This window comes from Paenibacillus sp. PSB04, assembly GCF_025809195.1.
Lineage (GTDB): Bacteria > Bacillota > Bacilli > Paenibacillales > Paenibacillaceae > Paenibacillus_AQ > Paenibacillus_AQ favisporus.
On the sequence record NZ_CP081301.1, the window covers coordinates 877,624 to 894,451 of the forward strand.

General features: G+C 52.4%; 13 protein-coding genes. All 13 read right to left on the reverse strand.

Annotated features, from left to right (window positions below; translation table 11 throughout):
• Positions 1-83 precede the first annotated feature (83 nt).
• A complete protein-coding gene (locus K2F33_RS04485; protein ID WP_263881099.1) occupies positions 84-3,971 on the reverse strand; it encodes an S-layer homology domain-containing protein in 3,888 nt (1,295 codons plus the stop codon).
• 232 nt (positions 3,972-4,203) lie between these two features.
• Positions 4,204-5,325, reverse strand: a complete 1,122-nt coding sequence (locus K2F33_RS04490; protein ID WP_116233481.1) for a glycosyltransferase family 4 protein — start codon at positions 5,323-5,325, stop codon at positions 4,204-4,206.
• A 113-nt stretch (positions 5,326-5,438) separates the two neighbouring features.
• Positions 5,439-6,203 (reverse strand): WecB/TagA/CpsF family glycosyltransferase, encoded by a 765-nt coding sequence (locus tag K2F33_RS04495; RefSeq protein WP_251678268.1) that lies wholly within the window; start codon positions 6,201-6,203, stop codon positions 5,439-5,441.
• 19 nt (positions 6,204-6,222) lie between these two features.
• Positions 6,223-7,353, reverse strand: coding sequence for a polysaccharide pyruvyl transferase CsaB (csaB, locus tag K2F33_RS04500; protein WP_263881100.1), 1,131 nt, complete (start codon positions 7,351-7,353; stop codon positions 6,223-6,225).
• The gene (locus K2F33_RS04505; RefSeq protein ID WP_089549727.1) at positions 7,326-9,344 is read right to left on the reverse strand and encodes a DUF5693 family protein; all 2,019 of its coding nucleotides are present in this window, start codon (positions 9,342-9,344) and stop codon (positions 7,326-7,328) included. The genes csaB and K2F33_RS04505 overlap by 28 nt, the downstream gene beginning before the upstream one ends.
• Before the next feature lie 86 nt (positions 9,345-9,430).
• Positions 9,431-11,152, reverse strand: a complete 1,722-nt coding sequence (locus K2F33_RS04510; RefSeq protein ID WP_263881101.1) for a phospho-sugar mutase — start codon at positions 11,150-11,152, stop codon at positions 9,431-9,433.
• A 37-nt stretch (positions 11,153-11,189) separates the two neighbouring features.
• Positions 11,190-11,627, reverse strand: coding sequence for a 3-hydroxyacyl-ACP dehydratase FabZ (gene fabZ / locus K2F33_RS04515; RefSeq protein WP_263881102.1), 438 nt, complete (start codon positions 11,625-11,627; stop codon positions 11,190-11,192).
• Positions 11,628-11,913: 286 nt separating this feature from the next.
• Positions 11,914-12,132 (reverse strand): DNA-directed RNA polymerase subunit beta, encoded by a 219-nt coding sequence (locus K2F33_RS04520; protein ID WP_076174647.1) that lies wholly within the window; start codon positions 12,130-12,132, stop codon positions 11,914-11,916.
• A 10-nt stretch (positions 12,133-12,142) separates the two neighbouring features.
• Positions 12,143-12,967: a flagellar hook-basal body protein gene (locus tag K2F33_RS04525; RefSeq protein WP_263881103.1), complete on the reverse strand. Its 825-nt coding sequence runs from the start codon at positions 12,965-12,967 to the stop codon at positions 12,143-12,145.
• A 30-nt stretch (positions 12,968-12,997) separates the two neighbouring features.
• On the reverse strand, positions 12,998-13,879 hold the full coding sequence (locus K2F33_RS04530) for a flagellar hook-basal body protein (RefSeq protein ID WP_263881104.1): 882 nt from the start codon (positions 13,877-13,879) through the stop codon (positions 12,998-13,000).
• 384 nt (positions 13,880-14,263) lie between these two features.
• Complete coding sequence (locus tag K2F33_RS04535; RefSeq protein WP_163882780.1) at positions 14,264-15,262, reverse strand: rod shape-determining protein; 999 nt, start codon at positions 15,260-15,262, stop codon at positions 14,264-14,266.
• A gap of 232 nt (positions 15,263-15,494) precedes the next feature.
• Positions 15,495-15,782 (reverse strand): sporulation transcriptional regulator SpoIIID, encoded by a 288-nt coding sequence (spoIIID, locus tag K2F33_RS04540; RefSeq protein ID WP_089549722.1) that lies wholly within the window; start codon positions 15,780-15,782, stop codon positions 15,495-15,497.
• 236 nt (positions 15,783-16,018) lie between these two features.
• Complete coding sequence (locus K2F33_RS04545; protein ID WP_145139580.1) at positions 16,019-16,774, reverse strand: M23 family metallopeptidase; 756 nt, start codon at positions 16,772-16,774, stop codon at positions 16,019-16,021.
• Between the last annotated feature and the right edge of the window lie 54 nt (positions 16,775-16,828).

Consider the following 16,828-nt stretch of genomic DNA (forward strand, 5'->3'; position numbering starts at 1 on the left):
TCCGACAAATTACAAAGATTTGAAATTAGGAAGAGACCCCCAATTTTTGGGGGTCTCCTTCTGTAACTCCTCTAACAATGCTCTTAACTCAGGTTTTTAGGAAATACCTTAGTACCTTTCTTCAGCAGCTCTACCGCAATCTTGCCCGCTTCAGCACGGGTCATATTCGATTTCGGATTAAAATTGTACTGCGGCTTCTTCTGGCCTGGCTGAGTCACAGGTGAACCGGACATAATGCCGGCCTTAACCACGGCTTGAATAGAAGCCAGGGCATATGGATCGATTTTGCCGGAATCCAGGAACTGTTTGGCCATCGCATCCTTCAGCTTTTGATCGGTTACAGCCAGTTTAAGCTTTAACGCTCTGGCGATCATCACCGCAGCCTGCTCACGCGTCAGTGGTTGATCCGGGGCAAAAATGCCGTCAGACAACCCGGATACGATGCCCGCACGGGCAGCTGTTTCAATATGGGCATAATCCCAGGTCGTGAACTTGGCCGTCGGCACCAAATCGGTAAATGTATTGTTGTTATCATAATTCAGAGGCAGATTAAGTCCCTTCACCAGCAAGGTAGCGAATTCACCTCTAGACGTCTGGTCATCGGCTCCGAATTGCTCAAACCGAAGACTGTTCATGAAACCTTTGGAATACAGAGCGTTCAATACATTCCGCGCCCACTGATGATTCGTAATATCGGAGTAGCTCCGGCTCATCTTCATGACCATGTAGTAGCCAAACTCGTCAAAAGGAACCGTGACCGTATGTCCCTTCGAGTCCACTTCCCCGCCGATGTTTTCCCACTCACGCTTGTCAGTATACCGGAATACCGTGACCGTGTAGCCTGCATCATCCACCACGTTCGGATTAAAGCCAAGTGTCAAGGTTCCGCGCTGGGATGGGGTGATTTTACGTTCTGCTGGGATTGTCGGGTCACCGAACAATCCATTCGGAGAGTATGGCACCAATCCATTGGTTGCTTGAATAGAAGGCGATGTTGTTTCTCCAAGACCTCCGCTGATCCAATACACATCAGACACGCGACTGAAATTGCTCGTGTTGGACGGTGATCCGAACCGGAGGAAGTACTCGTCCGGAATCGACCAGCTTGGTGCACCGCTGTCCTCGCCTGTGCCAGGGAAGCCGATGACGTTGCCGTAATCGTTGCGGTGTTCAACGATCCCCGTTACCGGATCAGCAATGCCGAAGAGCAGCTTTGTATCCGGATAATACTTCTTAATTCCCCGGATATCCGTACTTTGCATGACTGTTCCTTTTGGAAAGCTCAGAGCTAGTTTTTTATTAAACACCGTATACTTGGTGGCTACTTTCGGAGCCATATATTCCGCGTCTACCGCTACTGTTCCTGTGTAGAAAATATCAATGGTATCTGTGTTGCTGACGCTGCCGCGAGTAATCGTAATTTTAATCTTGTTGGATTTATCCTGAGACAGTCCCACGTAATCCAAAACAAAGCGGTTTGGACCCAGATCGGTACGCTTCACGGCATTTTCTTTACCAATAGTAACCGCTGTTGCTCCCTCGGCTTCAATGTCGAAATGAACGAAGTTCTTTGTCACAACATATTTGCCGCCAACCGTCGGCTGCGGGGAAATGATGCGATAGGCGCTCTCTTCGCGAACGAGTTCAAGTTTCTGGCTTGTTTTGGCGCCCGTTTCATTGATCAGCTCCAGCGTATAAACGTACGTACCCGGCATATCAGATACAAAGTCCTGAACCCGCATCACAAAATCCTTGCGATTACCGGCAAAGTTATAATTATAGCGTTTGTTCGGGTCCGCATAAGTCACGGTTTCAGGGTCGGTATTATTGACTGGAATATCGACGGACAAAATGTTCTGGCTGCCCAATTTCAGGTTGGCTTTAACCGCTCCGGTACCTCTGAATACCAGATCATAATTTTTCAGGCTGGTTTTATATTGATTGTTGTTGTACACGAAATCAGTCGTGAGATTAAAGAGCTCCTTCAATATAGCTTCGCTTGACGTTAAATCGCGCGGAGGGAACGTCGGACGATTCTTAACAGAAGCCGGCTGGAAGTTCGTAACCGTCGACACGTTCTGGTCGACAATATAAAAGCGAATTTCCTTCTTCACTTCACGGGTTTGTCCCTTCTCATCCTTGGTTGTACCGGTCAGAACGAGGCGGTTTTCACCAAATACCAACGGACCATTTGAAGCTGAAACATCAAGCGACTGAGTAAATTTGCCGTTATTGTCCAGCCAATTACCTGAAGTCGTATCCGTTGTGGATTTCACCTTAAGACCATTGATATACATCTCAGCCGTAAAATATGGGCTGCCCAAATCAAAGTCGATATACTGACCTTCAATTTTGAACTTCGATGTTTGTTTGGAGTCCATCGTATAGGACTGTCCATCCGTCAAGTTGGAGACATAGATGTAACTTTTGGATGCAAATGAAATCGTTACGTCTTTATAGGCACTGGAATTTTTGAAATTAAACCGAACGGTTTGGTTACCATTCTGGAAACCACTAATTTTGTAAATAAATTGCGTCGTACTGCTAGGCATGGGTTGGATATAGTCGACCGCAATACTCTTCGTACCGAGCGGCAGGTATTGTGCAACCAAATCCTTTGGATCGGCTGGAGCGCTGTTGGTCGTTACCATGATATAAAAATCACTTGCTTCTACTTTCGCGCCATTCAATGGCTCGCCCGGAGGAATCGTTCCTGTTCCCGTGTAGCCCGTCAAATATTTAATATCGGTAATGACGGTCTGACCCTGCATATATTGGAAATCAAAGCGCTTGTCTATCCGCTTCGTCCCATATGTAATGGACAGGTTGTGAGTCTGCATAGGGAGAATCGTTGTTCCATTCGTATCCTTATTGAAGGCAACCGGATCTACCATAAAAGTAACCAAACGATAGGACGGTGTATTCTGCGAAACCGAAGGAATCAAAGTTTCAGAGCCATCCGTTGTTTTGATTTGCGAAGATTCCAGCTTAACATCTTTATAATATTTAACGACTTGAGCAGGCTGGTCATCCATCAGAAGATTAGCACTACCTTCAAATGCCGTGCCATTATCTTGGATCAGCATTTGCACATAAAGCTTGGCCTGATCTTTGTTCTCTGTAAACGTAGGCGTCCCGGTTAAGAGATCCTGTCCGTTTCCTTGAGAGTCGGCCAGATACATCGAGACGATCGGATTTTTCTCATCATAATAGAGAAGCTGATAACTAAATGTTAAGGAATCCGAGGCGTTCTGAACAACCAGCTTGAGGTCATTCAGACCGGCATTAAGCTGAAGCTGAGGTGTGTAGAAAGTTCCGTCCTGGAGCAAGGTCGTGGCAAGAGCAGCTCCGCCGTTAGCGGAAATCGTCACTTTCGTTGCGTTTTGTGCTTTACCTTGCAGAGTGATTTGCTGAATCGGAACAACGATTTGAGCGCCCTCGTTCAGGTTGAGCTTTTCCGCACCGCCCAGAACTTGAAGCTGCTCTACATAAGGAACGGTATCAAAGAGGACATAAAATGTCTCGGACCGTTCATTCAATCCTTGAGAACCGGAAAATGTCAATTTATTGACGCCTGGATACAGGGTCAATGTCGCTTTAAAACGGTTATCCGGACGTTCCACATCCGGTTGAATGACCCCTGGGGTGACGTGAGTCGTGCTCCCTACCCAGTTGTCGCCTTCCTTGTTTAACTGTTGTACCGTGACTCCCAAGGTGGAGCTGGATACTTTGGTAAACGTACCGGTCACCGTTAACTGTGCGTCGGTAACATGATACAGTTTTTCACGAGTAATTTGGTTTGTACCGGCTTCTTGCGTCAGTACAACCGTATTCCGGATTCCGCTGATATCCGGGGTAAAGAAGCTGGTCGGCGCATCCGCAGCCGAAGCCGCAGGTGTGAAGCCAGGTACCATCGAAACGACTAATGCCATTAAAATCATCCATATGAATGATTTCTTCATTCGCTGCATGGAACGTATCTCTCCTTTTTCTTCATGTTACTTACTTTATCGGTCCACCCGGCCTCATTTTGAATAAGAATCAGAAAAAAGCCCCTTCAATCCGTGGATTTTTTTCCTGTTTTTTGCAAACGAAAAAGCACCCTTTAGAATGGGGCTTGGTCAGCAGTGACTGCTAATCAGCTCCTCCAAAGAGTGCTTTTTACTAATAATATATATAATTGCAAAACGCTCATATCTTACCCTAATTATGACGGTTCTCACTAACCTTCATCCGCAGCCTTGCGATCAGATTCAGGATCGGCCGCTTCGTCTTACCGACGAGGCCGATGATCTCAGCGCCGATTTGCAGGAAGAACATCATGACGCAGATCACGACGAACGTGACCCAGTTCGCTTCATACATCGCCGCCGAGGACTGGATGACCGCCAGCACGCCGAAGAAGGCGGCGATCCCGTACACGATCAGCACCGACTGGCGGTGGCTGAAGCCGATTTCGCGAAGGCAGTGATGCAGGTGGCCCTTGTCCGGTGCGAAGATCGGTTTCTTCTGCACCCAGCGGCGGATGATTGCAAAGAACGTATCCGACAGCGGAACGCCGATGATAATCAGCGGGGTGATAAACGAGATGATCGCGATCTGCTTGAATCCAAGCAGGGAGAGCATCGCAAGACAGAAGCCCAGGAACAGCGATCCCGTATCCCCCATGAAAATCTTGGCCGGGTGGAAATTGAAGTACAAGAATCCGACGATGGCGCCGAGAAGCAAGAGACACAGCATAGCGACCATCATGTTGCCCATCAGCAGGGACATCACAAGGATGGTGCCGATCGCGATGCCGGATACGCCGGCTGCCAGGCCATCCAGACCGTCGATGAGGTTAATGGCGTTTGTTACGCCGATAATCCAAATGATGGTCAGCGGAATGGAAATCCAGTTTTCCAGCGAAGAATAGTTATCAGCAAAAGGAATATTTACAAAGTCCACTTTGATATCGAATCCGAACACGACCACGCACGCAGCAATGATCTGTCCGAGCAGCTTCACCTTGGCCGACAGTTCGAAGCGGTCGTCGAGCGCACCGATCAGCACGATCAGCGTTCCGCCCAGCAGGAATGCCTTAATAAAGTTGGAATCCCGCATCGAGAAATGATCGGCGACAAACGGAAGCACTGCGAACATGGCTAGTATAAAAGCAAGATATATGGCTAAACCGCCAAGCCGGGGCATAATTCGCGTATGCACTTTTCGGGCATTCGGTACGTCCACGGCTCCGATCTTCACCGCCAGCTTCTTGACGAGCGGCGTCAGGACCAGTGCCAGGATGAGCGACACGATACATCCGATGATGGCTAGCATTAACATGTGATTGTTCAACCCCCAATTGTTCTACCGGATTGAATTATACTCTGATCGAAAAATAAAACCAATCCCGTTTTTTCGCAAAATATCGGGTTATTCAAGACGATTTCATCTTTTTATCTGGGTTTTGTCAGGTTTTCTTTATCCCGCAGCACTTTCACTACGAATTTCGGCAGCGCAAGCATTCTTTTGGCTCGCGTCGGCTCCTTTAACAGGCGGTATAACCACTCCGCCCGCAGCTGCTGGAACAGTTTGGGAGCCCGCTTGGACTTGCCGGAAATGACGTCGAAGCTTCCGCCGACGCCCATCATGACCGGTACGCCGAGCTGCTCCTTGTAGCGCGCGATCCAAGGCTCCTGCGTATCTACGGCGCGTGCCACGAACAGAATGTCCGGCTCCGCTTCGCGGATTGCCGCGATCACATCGGCGTCCTGCTCTTGGGAAAAGTAGCCATCACGAAATCCCGAGATTTGAACCCCCGGATACTGCAAATGTAACCGCTCCGCCGTCGCCTGAATCACTTCAGACGTCGAGCCGAGCAAATACACTTTCCAGTGATAGTCTTCTCCGACCTTCATCAATTCATGTAGGAGGTCAAAACCTGCAACGCGTTCCTTCACGGGCGATCCGGCCTTATCCGCCGCCCATACCACTCCCGTCCCGTCCGGGACGAGCAGATCGGCTCCCCTCATGACGTCCATGTAAGCAGGGTCCTGAAGGGCCGTCATCACCATAATGGGATTGGCGGTAATGATCTGATGCGGCCGGCGCTCACCCGACTGGATGAGTCCGGTTAAATATTGAACGGTATCGGTCATGCCCCATCGGCTCACCGGGATGCCGAAAATCGGCACCGTGGGCACTTGGCTTGGTTGGTTCACGCTATAATCACCTTATCCTTTATTGCTGCTGCAAAAAATCAATAATATGCTGCGCCGGAGCCTGCGCCTCTTCCTTCAGCACCCCGATACGCTCGCGGTTCGCTTCCTGCCAGAGGCTGTTCTCGCTCAGCAGGCGGGACACTTCGCTCTTCAGCGCCTCAGGCGCCAGCGAGGCGCTTGTCCCTACAGGCTCCAGATCCAGCCGCTTCAAAAAGTTATCGATCTTCGGATCATAGGACACGCCGATCATCGGCACCAGCTGATTCGCGGCATAGATGAGGCTGTGCAGCCTCATGCCGATAACGACGTCACAGCGGCCAACTTCAGCCAGCATCTCCTGCGGGTGTACCACATCGCGGCACATCGACACGGCGCTGCCGTTCGCGGATACATCGCCCATCCGGTCGATGATTTCCTGCGATGCTTTCACATCGTCCGGCAAATGGAACGGCAGGAAGCGCAGATGCACCGCCTGCTCCTGGCACAGCTTGCTCAGCCCGTCGGCCATCGCCTGCAGCTCCCGGCGCTCCGGATCCCAATAGCGGACCGAGATGCCGATTACCGGCAGCGGACGTTCGGCGTCCTGCTGCAGCGATTCCGGCTTCTTGCCGCCGGTTGTCAGGCCCATCACCGGGTCAGGCACGACCTGAACCCGGTTCCAGCCCAGCCCCATGCGCTCCAGCAGGCGTGCCGACTCTTGATCCCGAACCGATATATATTCACATTGGTTAAATACGCTTTTGATGAACGGGTGAAACAGCTTCCGGTTGACGGGCCCAATCCCTTGAGAGTAGATAAAGACCGGCTTTTTCAACCACTGGGCCAGCTTGATCACCCCGAGATAATAAGGGATCGTCTTGGAGCTGGTGGCATCCTGCAGCAGGCTGCCGCCGCCGCTGATCAGACCTGAGCTTTCCTTCAGTGCCTGTCTCACTTCGCCCAGCTTCATCCGGTGTACCGCGTCCACCCCGTAGGTGGCCTTGGTCCACTCGGGATCGATGGAGAGAACCACCGGCCGAATTGGAACGCCGGCTGCCTTCCCCCGCTCCTCCAGAGCGGTTAAGATCGATTGGAGCACCGCCTCATCCCCGCTGTTCCGGAACCCGTAGTATCCGGAGATGACTACGGTCTTCTGAGACGTGGTACCCATCGTTTCCAACACCCTTCCAGTACTTGCCATACGCCAATGGCGATCAGGCCAAAGATAAATCCGAGACCCAGACCGAGCAGGTCACGAACGAACGAAATTTTCATCGGCGAGTGGATATGCGCGAACGTATCCACCATCGACAGCTGGCCGATAACCGCAAAGATCATCAAGTAAACGACGTTGCGGTATCTAAGCGACACGAAGATGCCCAGCAGGAACAGCGCGTGTGCAACGAGTTCCTTGTTCCGAGGACGAACGTGGAACGTGTTTTCCAGAACTGTACGTAACGTCATTTCAATCGAGCTGACGCTCCCCCCGTTGCCGGTGCGGCTCAGATAATATAAGCCTAACACACCAATGACCCCTGCTGCCACTACCCAGGTCAGCGTAATCGGGGTACGGAATAATTTACCGATTTGCTGCAGCGGTTTGCCGCCGCGGTACAGCACGACATAAATCGCGATGAGACCGATTGGGGCTAAATGCAGCAGGCTGACGCCGCGGAACTGATTCAGCACCAGGCTGTAGGTGATGTTGTTCAGCAGCGCGATGACAAAAGGAATCGCACTCAGCGAAATAATCGCCGTCTTGATATAAATCACAACCGCATGAGCAAACCGGCGTCCAGATGTAAGCCCGGCGTTGGCCGCGTTCATTTCGTTCAGCTTTCTCACTGCCAGCAGCACGGCAATCGTCGGTGCGCTGATGGCCACGAGCAGAGCCAGCGCCTGCTCAAACAGCGTCGGCTTGAGGACATACAGTCCTGCGCTGCCGATTAACCCAAGCACAAACGCGATCAGGGTCAGTGCCGGGATAAAGTAAGAAACGAGGAGCGCGACGAAGGCAACCCCACCGAGCACGACGACCATTTTAAAATAACGCTGTCCTGCAGAATCATAAATATGGAATGCTCCCGCTTGTCCCATCTTGAAGCCGTTGTTTTCCATCTGCTTGATGGCATTACCCGGCTCCTGCAGGGTTTTCACGATGTTATCCACGGAATCGGTAATCGTGGCCTTGGTCATGTTGCGGGATGGAGCGACGTTGATGTACAGCATCCGGATGTTCCGATCCTTCGTCGCCAGCGCAAACCGGTCGGCGATCGTCTCCGGACTCAGCGCCGCAGCATCACGGTCGCTCAGGGAGTACAGACGGGCTACGTTGTAATCCGTATCGTAGGCCAGCTTGGACAGCCCCTTCTGCGGCTGCTTCAGGTTCTCGATCGCCGCAATGCCGATCCCGTATTGGTTCAGCAGGTTGGCAAAGCCCTGCAAGCTGTTCATATCCTCATTGTCATTGAAGCCTTTAACGGAATCGCCCTCAAACAATACGCGTTTGACGCCGTTCGCCTGATAGTAGGCCAGCAGCTTGTCCATCGCTTCCTGGTTGTAAGGAAGGCTGTCGGACATCCGCGGCACGATGTTGAATCCTTTGCTGCGCAGCATTTCGAATGCAATCGGATCTGGCTGCATTGGCTTGAGCACGGCATCCTCCGGGGAAGTTTCCAGAATCAGGCCCTTCTGCCCGTTGAATTCCCATGGCTTGACGCCGATGCCGATCCCCGTAAAGGTGTCTTCGATCAGGGGAGACAAGCGTCCCGCATTCTCTTCGTTCGTAAACAGAATATAGGTATAGTTATCGTTGGTCGGGATGACGCTCTTCGTCATCGAGGCGACGTCCCCCGCATTAAACATCATGATGCGGCGGGATTTTTTAAAATCGTCCAGCGTACTCTCGAACATCGCCATGCTCGTCACGCCCGCCGCCTTCAGCTGATCCAGCTGCTGCTGAAGGTATTCCTCCGGATGGGCTTGATACGAAGCCGTCTCCACCAGTCCGCGATAGTTATACACCAACTCTACGTTATTGGAAGATGACTCCGTCCGGTAGCGGTCATAAATCACCGGAATCGCGGCGATTATGCCCAGCACGACGAGAATCCACAGCCATTTGCGGGATGCCGTGTTCCAACGCTGCCATTTCTGATGCACCAAAAGTACCTCCTCATAATAACTCCGGGAATCCGCAGCGTTCTTCTTCGAACACGCGACCTCCCGGAATATCCATTTCTTAAATGTTAGGCGTCTACTCTTGCCATCACTTCATCCGACAATTTCTGAATGCGCGCATTCGCATCATCCAGAGAATCGCCTCTCACGGCAAAGTATACCTTGATCTTCGGCTCTGTCCCCGATGGACGCAGGCAGAACCATGAACCGTCTTCCAGCATATATTTCAGCACGTTTTCCTTCGGCAGGCCGTCCAAGCCTTTCGAATAATCCAGCACCTGTGTAACGGTCTTTCCTGCCACTGTCTGCGGCGGGTTGCTGCGCCAATCGGACATTTTCGCCTGGATTTGGGCCAGGCCGTCCTTGCCCTTCAGCGTGCGGGATTCCAGTCTCTCCTGGAAGTAGCCGAACTGCTCATACAGCTCCTGCAGCACTTCGTACAGCGTCTTGCCTTGAGCCTTGTAGTAGGCACCCGCTTCACAGATGAGCAGCGAGGCCAATACGGCGTCCTTATCGCGGGCATAGTTGCCAGCGAGGTATCCGTAGCTCTCCTCGTATCCGAACAGATACGTATGGGAGCCGGTCTTCTCGAACTGGGTCATTTTCTCCCCGATATATTTAAAGCCAGTCAGCGTGTTGAAGACTTCCGCCCCAAAATGCTCGGCGATCGTCGCTCCCATCTCGCTGGTCACGATCGTTTTGATAACTGCCCCGTTGCTTGGCAGCTTGCCTGCTTCTTTTAATTGGCTGAGCAAATAATAAATCATGAGTGCTCCGGACTGGTTACCGGACAATACGACGAATTCTCCTGCCTGGTTCTTCACTACCGCACCCATGCGGTCGGCATCCGGGTCGGTTCCGATCAACAAATCAGCACCGATCTCCTGCCCTACCTTCATGGCCAGCGTGAACGCTTCGCGTTCTTCCGGATTCGGAGATTTTACGGTGGAAAATTCGGCGTCCGGCTGCTCCTGCTCTGCTACGATATGCACGTTCGTAAAGCCGACTTCCTCCAGCACGCGGCGGACCGGAATATTTCCCGTTCCATGAAGCGGCGTGTAGACGATTTTAAAATCTTTGCCGAGTGTTGAAGCAATCGTCTCGCGGTTAACGCTGACATCGGCTACGGTGCGGATAAACGCATCGTCATCCTCTTGGCCGAGCCACACGAGCAGCCCCTTCGCTTCCGCTTCCTGCTGATCCAGCCGCTTCACCGCAGCGAAGGAATCGACCTGCTGAATGTAGGAAATGACCTTCTCCGCTTCGTCCGGCACGAGCTGTCCGCCCTCGGCGTTGTACACCTTGTACCCGTTATACTCCGGCGGGTTATGGCTCGCCGTAATGACGATGCCGCCGGTCGCTCCCAAATGGCGCACGCTGAACGACAGCTGCGGCGTCGGGCGCAGGGACGGGAACAGCTTGGCTGTGATACCGTTGCCTGCAAGCACTAGAGCGGCCTCCAGCGCAAACTCCGGCGAGAAGTGGCGGGAATCGTGGGCGATCACGACTGAAGGCGTACCCTCAGCCGAACCGTGCTGCTCCAGTATGTAGCGTGCAAATCCTTGCGTCGCCTTGCCGACGGTGTACCGGTTGATGCGGTTGCTTCCTGCACCGATCACGCCGCGGAGGCCGCCTGTGCCAAACTCCAAATCTTTGTAAAAACGGTCTTCCAGCTCCAGCGGCTGATCGGACAGCCCTTCGAGCTCCCGTTTCGTTTCTTCATCTATAGAAGGATCTTGAAGCCATTGCTTGACATTTTCACTTGCTTGAGTGCTGAGTTGTTGTGTCATTACTGCTTCTCCTTTCCATAATAAGAATGATGGTTACTTAAGATTGTGCGGGGTCGGACAGAGCGAACATGATGTCGCCTTCCGCGACGACTTTATCGTCGACCTTGGCTACGGCGTGTCCCTTCCCGATGCTTCCCTTCAGGCGGGTAATTTCCACCTCAAGGCGAAGCGTATCGCCGGGTACCACTTGTCCACGGAAGCGGAAGTTGTCGAGACCGGCCAGAAAGCCGATTTTGCCCCGGTTGCTCTCTTCCTTCAAAATAGCGGCTGCCCCAACCTGCGCCAGCGCCTCGGTGATCAGCACGCCAGGCATAACCGGATATTCCGGAAAGTGGCCGATGAAGAAAGGCTCATTAATGGTTACGTTCTTGATCCCGACCGCGCGCTTGCCCACTTCCATCTCGACGATGCGGTCCACCAGCAAAAACGGAGGCCGGTGCGGGATGATCTCCTGAATTTCTTTCACGTTAAGCACGTCTCTCAAACTCCTTTCAAAATAGGCGAATCACCGCAACTTTCAAGGGTTATACTGCATAAAATCCATAGATTTCGGAAAAAACTAAACTATCCTTCACCCTCTGCAGAAGTGAAGGTTCAGATAAGGGGCCTTTCTCCGGTATGCCGATCCTGATGAACGGCACGGGGGAGGCCCTTTTGTACGGGTTTCGCAAGTCCCCCATCATTATACATTTTCCGAGCAAAAAAAGAAAACTCCCGAATGGAAGGAGTTTTCTGTCAAAAGTCAGCGGTTAGACGCCCTGTCAGGGCGCAAATACCAAATCGATCACATGCTGCCAAGTCTTCCATTGAAACACGTCGGACAGGCTCTGTTTGCCGATAAAGACATAACCGAAGGTCATTCCGCCAACCAGAGCGAGCAGCAGAAACAGCGGAATCATCCAGCGGATGACGATTCTCCATCTTGCCGTCTTCCGCACGGCCGGTTTCGCTTTGCCAGCTGCTTGGGTTTTCTCACTCATTGCAGAACTCCTATCCACGGATATTGTTCGCCAGATTCATCATCGTGTCGCTGGATGTCAGTGCCCGGGCGGATAGCTGATAAGCGCGCTGCGCCTGCATCATATCCGTTATTTCTTGCGCATAATCGACATTCGACTGTTCCAGATATCCCGAACGGATGGTTGTCCCGGAGGCAGCAGCGGTATAAGGGGCATTGCCGAACACCTGAGCTTTCGTCAGGTTGCCGGGAATAACAAACAGGTTGCCGTCCATCTGCACCAGCGCATCCGGGCGGATCGGCGATGCCAGCTGAATGGTAGCCACGGCACTTGTCCCCGCTGCATTCTTAACAATGACCTGTCCGTCCTGATCGACGGCCACCTTGGCATTGTTGGCGACGGAGATTTGTCTGCCGTTCGTGTCTAGAACGAAGTAGCCCTGATTGTTGACCAGCACCATATTCTTCGGCTTGGCAGGGTCGGGATCGGGCACAAAATGGAAGGCGCCTTCCCGGGTGTAGGCCGTGCGTCCGTTCGCCTCAACCGCAAACAGGCCCGTGCCTTCAATGGCGAGGTCCAGCGGATTCCCCGTCTGATTCAGCGGTCCCTGCTGCATATCCCGGGTGATTTCCGTCATCCGCATGCCAAAACCGTTATTGTATCCAAGCGGGGAAACCCGTCCGTTCTGCTTAAAGCCGTCCGGCTGCTGCGTGACTGTGGTCAGCACGTCCTCGAAGGAGCTGTCCTTCCGCTTGTATCCGTCCGTATCGATGTTGGCGATGTTATCCGCGATAACGTCCAGCTTCCGCTGCAGCGCATTCATGGATACCATCGCGCTGATCATGGAGTTATTCATTTACGTCCATCCTCCCTAGTCCGTAGCATCCTATACCTTGCCGACCTCGTTGACAGCCTTGTCCAAACTTCTATCATAAAATTGCACGACCTTCTGATTGGCCTCATAGGCCCGAAGCGCCGTGTTCATGTCTACGACCGCCGCGGAGGAATCCACGTTGGACTGCTCCAAATAATGCTGCCGCACTTCTACGCGGTCGGCGTTACCCAACGCGCGGACACCAGCAGCTGCGGTATCATCCACCTTGAACAATCCGTCACCCGTACGCACCATCTGGCCGGGCTGCCCCACGACGGCAATGCCAAGCCGTGTTCCGGGCGCACCCGTTGCGGGATTCAAAATAAACCCCTGCTCGTTCACTTTAAGGCTGTCCACCGAGCCTGTCAACCGAATGGGCTGATTATTGGCATCCAATACCTGGTACCCGGCCGAAGTCAGCAGCAAACCGTCCGGAGTCACCTTGAAGCTGCCGTCTTTCGTATACCCGATTCCCCCATCCGCATTGCGGACGGTAAAGTACGCCTCAGGCTTGTAGGTCACATTACCGTCCGGGTCAACATACTTGCCGGATTGGTCGAACGGAATGTTCTGGCCCGTTGCCGGATCGGTGACTTCAATATCAGACACCAGCGCAAAGTCGGTCGGCTTCTCGCTCTCCGTGATGACGCCCTGCTGGTACATGGACAAGCTCTCTTCGGCAAAAACGCCCGTATTCAGCTTGCCGAGCCGCGGGTTCGGGTTCTCCGCTCCCCCGCCGATCATCGAAATCAGCACCTCGGGGAACGAACGGGCCACGCTGTTGACCTGCTTGTACCCAGGGGTGTTGATGTTGGCAATATTTTGGACGTCGGTATCGTGGCGGCTCTGCTGCGTCATCATGCCGGCAGCGGCGGTGTAAAGTCCTCTCAGCATTGAGATGGGGTCCCTCCCTGTTTCATGTGCTTGTTCATTGGGTAATAAAAATTTTATCTTCATCTATATAAGCTAAACCATTGAAGTGGATGATGGGGCAAGTGCGTAAAATGTTCCTACGATCGCTCTTGTTTTCGGATTTCTTGATGGTATAGAGCCCACGTAAGGTAGAAATCCGAAAGCCAAATACGAACGCTTCGCTTCTTCGGAATCCTTTTACTCCCTTGCCTGCATCCTATTCTTTAGTTCAACTTATATAGAATACATCTCTGATCTATATGAACGGGCTCCTCAGAGCCCGCGATCCATAGTACATATATCGGACATAGGCCCGGGTTTTTTTAGGGTTTTGCCGCAGCCGGCTCAGGGGCCGGCCACAATTTATTAGAATGCTTTCTTGGACACCTTGTCCAAGTGATCGAGCATGAGTCCCGTGCCTTTCACGACACAGTGCATTGGGTCTTCCGCGATCAGCACCGGCACGTGCAGCTCTTCGGCGAGCAGCTCGTCCAATCCGTCAAGCAAAGCGCCACCGCCGGTGAGAATGACGCCGCGGTCGATAATGTCGGCGGACAGCTCGGGAGGCGTCCGTTCCAGCACCGACTTGGCAGCGGCCACGATCATCGAGACCGGCTCCCACAGCGCTTCCTGAACTTCGTTGGAAGAGACCGTTACGGTAAGCGGCAGTCCGCTGACCATATCGCGCCCGCGGATATCGATCTCATCCTGACGTCCGCCCGGACGGACGGTGCCTACTTTGATCTTGATATCCTCCGAAGTGCGTTCACCGATCAGAAGCTTGTACTTATTTTTAATATATTTCACGATGGCTTCGTCGAACTTGTCCCCCGCCATTTTAATAGAAGAGGCGGTAACGACGTCGCCCATGGACAGGACGGCTACATCCGTCGTTCCGCCGCCGATATCGACGACCATATTGCCGCTTGGCTGATAAATATCCATACCCGCGCCAATGGCTGCGGCTTTCGGTTCTTCTTCCAGAAATACATCCTTAGCTCCGCTTCGCTCGGCGGCTTCCCGGATGGCCTTCTGTTCAACAGAGGTAATATTCGTAGGCGCGCAGATCAGAATCCGCGGCCGGCTGCTCCAGCTGCGTCCTCCCACACTGCTGATGAAGTACTTCAGCATCGCTTCCGTAATCGCAAAATCGGCAATAACCCCGTCGCGCAGCGGACGAATCGCCACGATATTCCCAGGCGTGCGGCCAACCATTCTCCGGGCTTCTTCCCCGACGGCAAGGACTCTTTTGGTGTCGCTTTCGATCGTCACGACGGAAGGCTCGTTGAGTACAACCCCCCTCCCTTTGACATGAATCAGCACGTTGGCTGTGCCAAGATCAATTCCAATATCCTTGCTAAACATCATGAAAAGAGCCCCCAAAGTATTATTTTATGGTAAAAGAGTCCCTGTTACCGCTTATCGAAGTCCCATTTCGACAGGATGTGGCAGGAAGTTATGTATTTTTGGGAAAAAGGGATCACATTTGTCGACCTTATACCATCTTTTAACATATCATACTTCAGGGGAGGGATACAATGGGCACAGGTGTGCCCTGCCGCAAGATCATATGAACCGGGCCCGGAAGCCCAGATGGTCAGGCTTTGGCGGAAGCAACGGCTTCCCGTTTTTTCCCGCTGGTCTTTTTATACTTAATCTTGGTCGCTTCGCCTCCCCGGAGATGACGGATCGATTTGTGGTATTCAAGAATGTGCTTAACCTGATCAGCCAGATCGGGATTGATTTCCGGCAAACGTTCGGTCAAATCCTTATGCACTGTGCTCTTCGATACGCCAAATTCCTTGGCAATGGTTCGGACCGTGTGTCTCGTTTCCACGATACAACGACCAATTTTAATGGTCCGTTCTTTGATGTAATCGTGCACGCTCCCGCCTCCCTACTGTGGATAGTTTGGTACATTATATGAGGGGCGTGCCTATATATTCGCGCTTTCCAAGCCTGACAAGCTCCGCAAGGCCCATTTATTTTACGGGCAGCGCAAAATAACCCCGCAAATCGAGGGGGCTCCCAAGAGCCCTTTCCCGCCATTCACAAGGGTTTGCACACAAAAAGGCAGGGATTGTCCCTGCCTTTAGGCTTATTTTTTATTCACGCTTTCGGTTATTGCTTCGGAAGAACGGTTTCCGGATTGACCGGAGTTCCATTGTCGTACACTTCGAAGTGTACGTGGTTGCCCAGTTCCTTCTCGATTTCGCTGCGTCCGGCGGTGCCGATCGTATCGCCCTGCTTCACCGTGTCGCCCAGTTTAACTTTGGCGTCCGAGAGGCTTTGGTAAACCGTCTTGAGATTGTTGTCATGGGTAATCTCGATTACGGTTCCCGTCAGCGGCGGGTTCAAATCAACGCGAGTGACTTTACCGCCGAGAGCGGCTTTAACGTCAAACGCTTGGTCATCTGCGCGGGCCAGGTCGACGCCGACGTTCGGAGTGAACGTGTCATCGTACTGAACCATCGCGGCTTGATGATTTTCTTCGGTACCATTTTCATCATAGAACGGCTTCACGACTTTTACGTCTTTGGCATTCGCTACCGGCCAAACCATACCTTCGGCATTGGCGGTTACTTCAACGGCATTGTCCTTGGCGTCTGTGGCAGTGTCTTTGCTTGCTGCAGCATCCGAAGCTGTAGTAGATTGCTCCGTTACTTTAGCGGGGTCTTGGGTAAGGTTCTTCTGGCTGGTATCCTGGTAGACCCACACTAAGGTTAGTATAATTGCTGCTGCGGCCACGTAAGCTGCCGGGTATACCCACCGTTTGGACAACAGCTTTTTCCACGAAGAAGGCTGATTTACAGGCTCTCCTTGCACTTTTTTAGGAGCTTCGCCGTGGTTTTGACTACTTTTGTTTTGTTCATTCATATGTTTATCACCTCAGTAACATTGTTACCCGGGCGGAATCTTTTATACGTATCT

Coding starts and splice junctions, on each gene's coding strand:
- K2F33_RS04510 (WP_263881101.1), bottom strand. CDS start 11,152: ATGACACAACAACTCAGCACTCAAGCAAGTGAAAATGTCAAGCAATGG.
- K2F33_RS04535 (WP_163882780.1), bottom strand. CDS start 15,262: ATGTTTAGCAAGGATATTGGAATTGATCTTGGCACAGCCAACGTGCTG.
- K2F33_RS04530 (WP_263881104.1), bottom strand. CDS start 13,879: ATGCTGAGAGGACTTTACACCGCCGCTGCCGGCATGATGACGCAGCAG.
- K2F33_RS04490 (WP_116233481.1), bottom strand. CDS start 5,325: ATGTTAATGCTAGCCATCATCGGATGTATCGTGTCGCTCATCCTGGCA.
- K2F33_RS04520 (WP_076174647.1), bottom strand. CDS start 12,132: ATGAGTGAGAAAACCCAAGCAGCTGGCAAAGCGAAACCGGCCGTGCGG.
- K2F33_RS04545 (WP_145139580.1), bottom strand. CDS start 16,774: ATGAATGAACAAAACAAAAGTAGTCAAAACCACGGCGAAGCTCCTAAA.
- K2F33_RS04525 (WP_263881103.1), bottom strand. CDS start 12,967: ATGAATAACTCCATGATCAGCGCGATGGTATCCATGAATGCGCTGCAG.
- K2F33_RS04485 (WP_263881099.1), bottom strand. CDS start 3,971: ATGCAGCGAATGAAGAAATCATTCATATGGATGATTTTAATGGCATTA.
- csaB (WP_263881100.1), bottom strand. CDS start 7,353: ATGGGTACCACGTCTCAGAAGACCGTAGTCATCTCCGGATACTACGGG.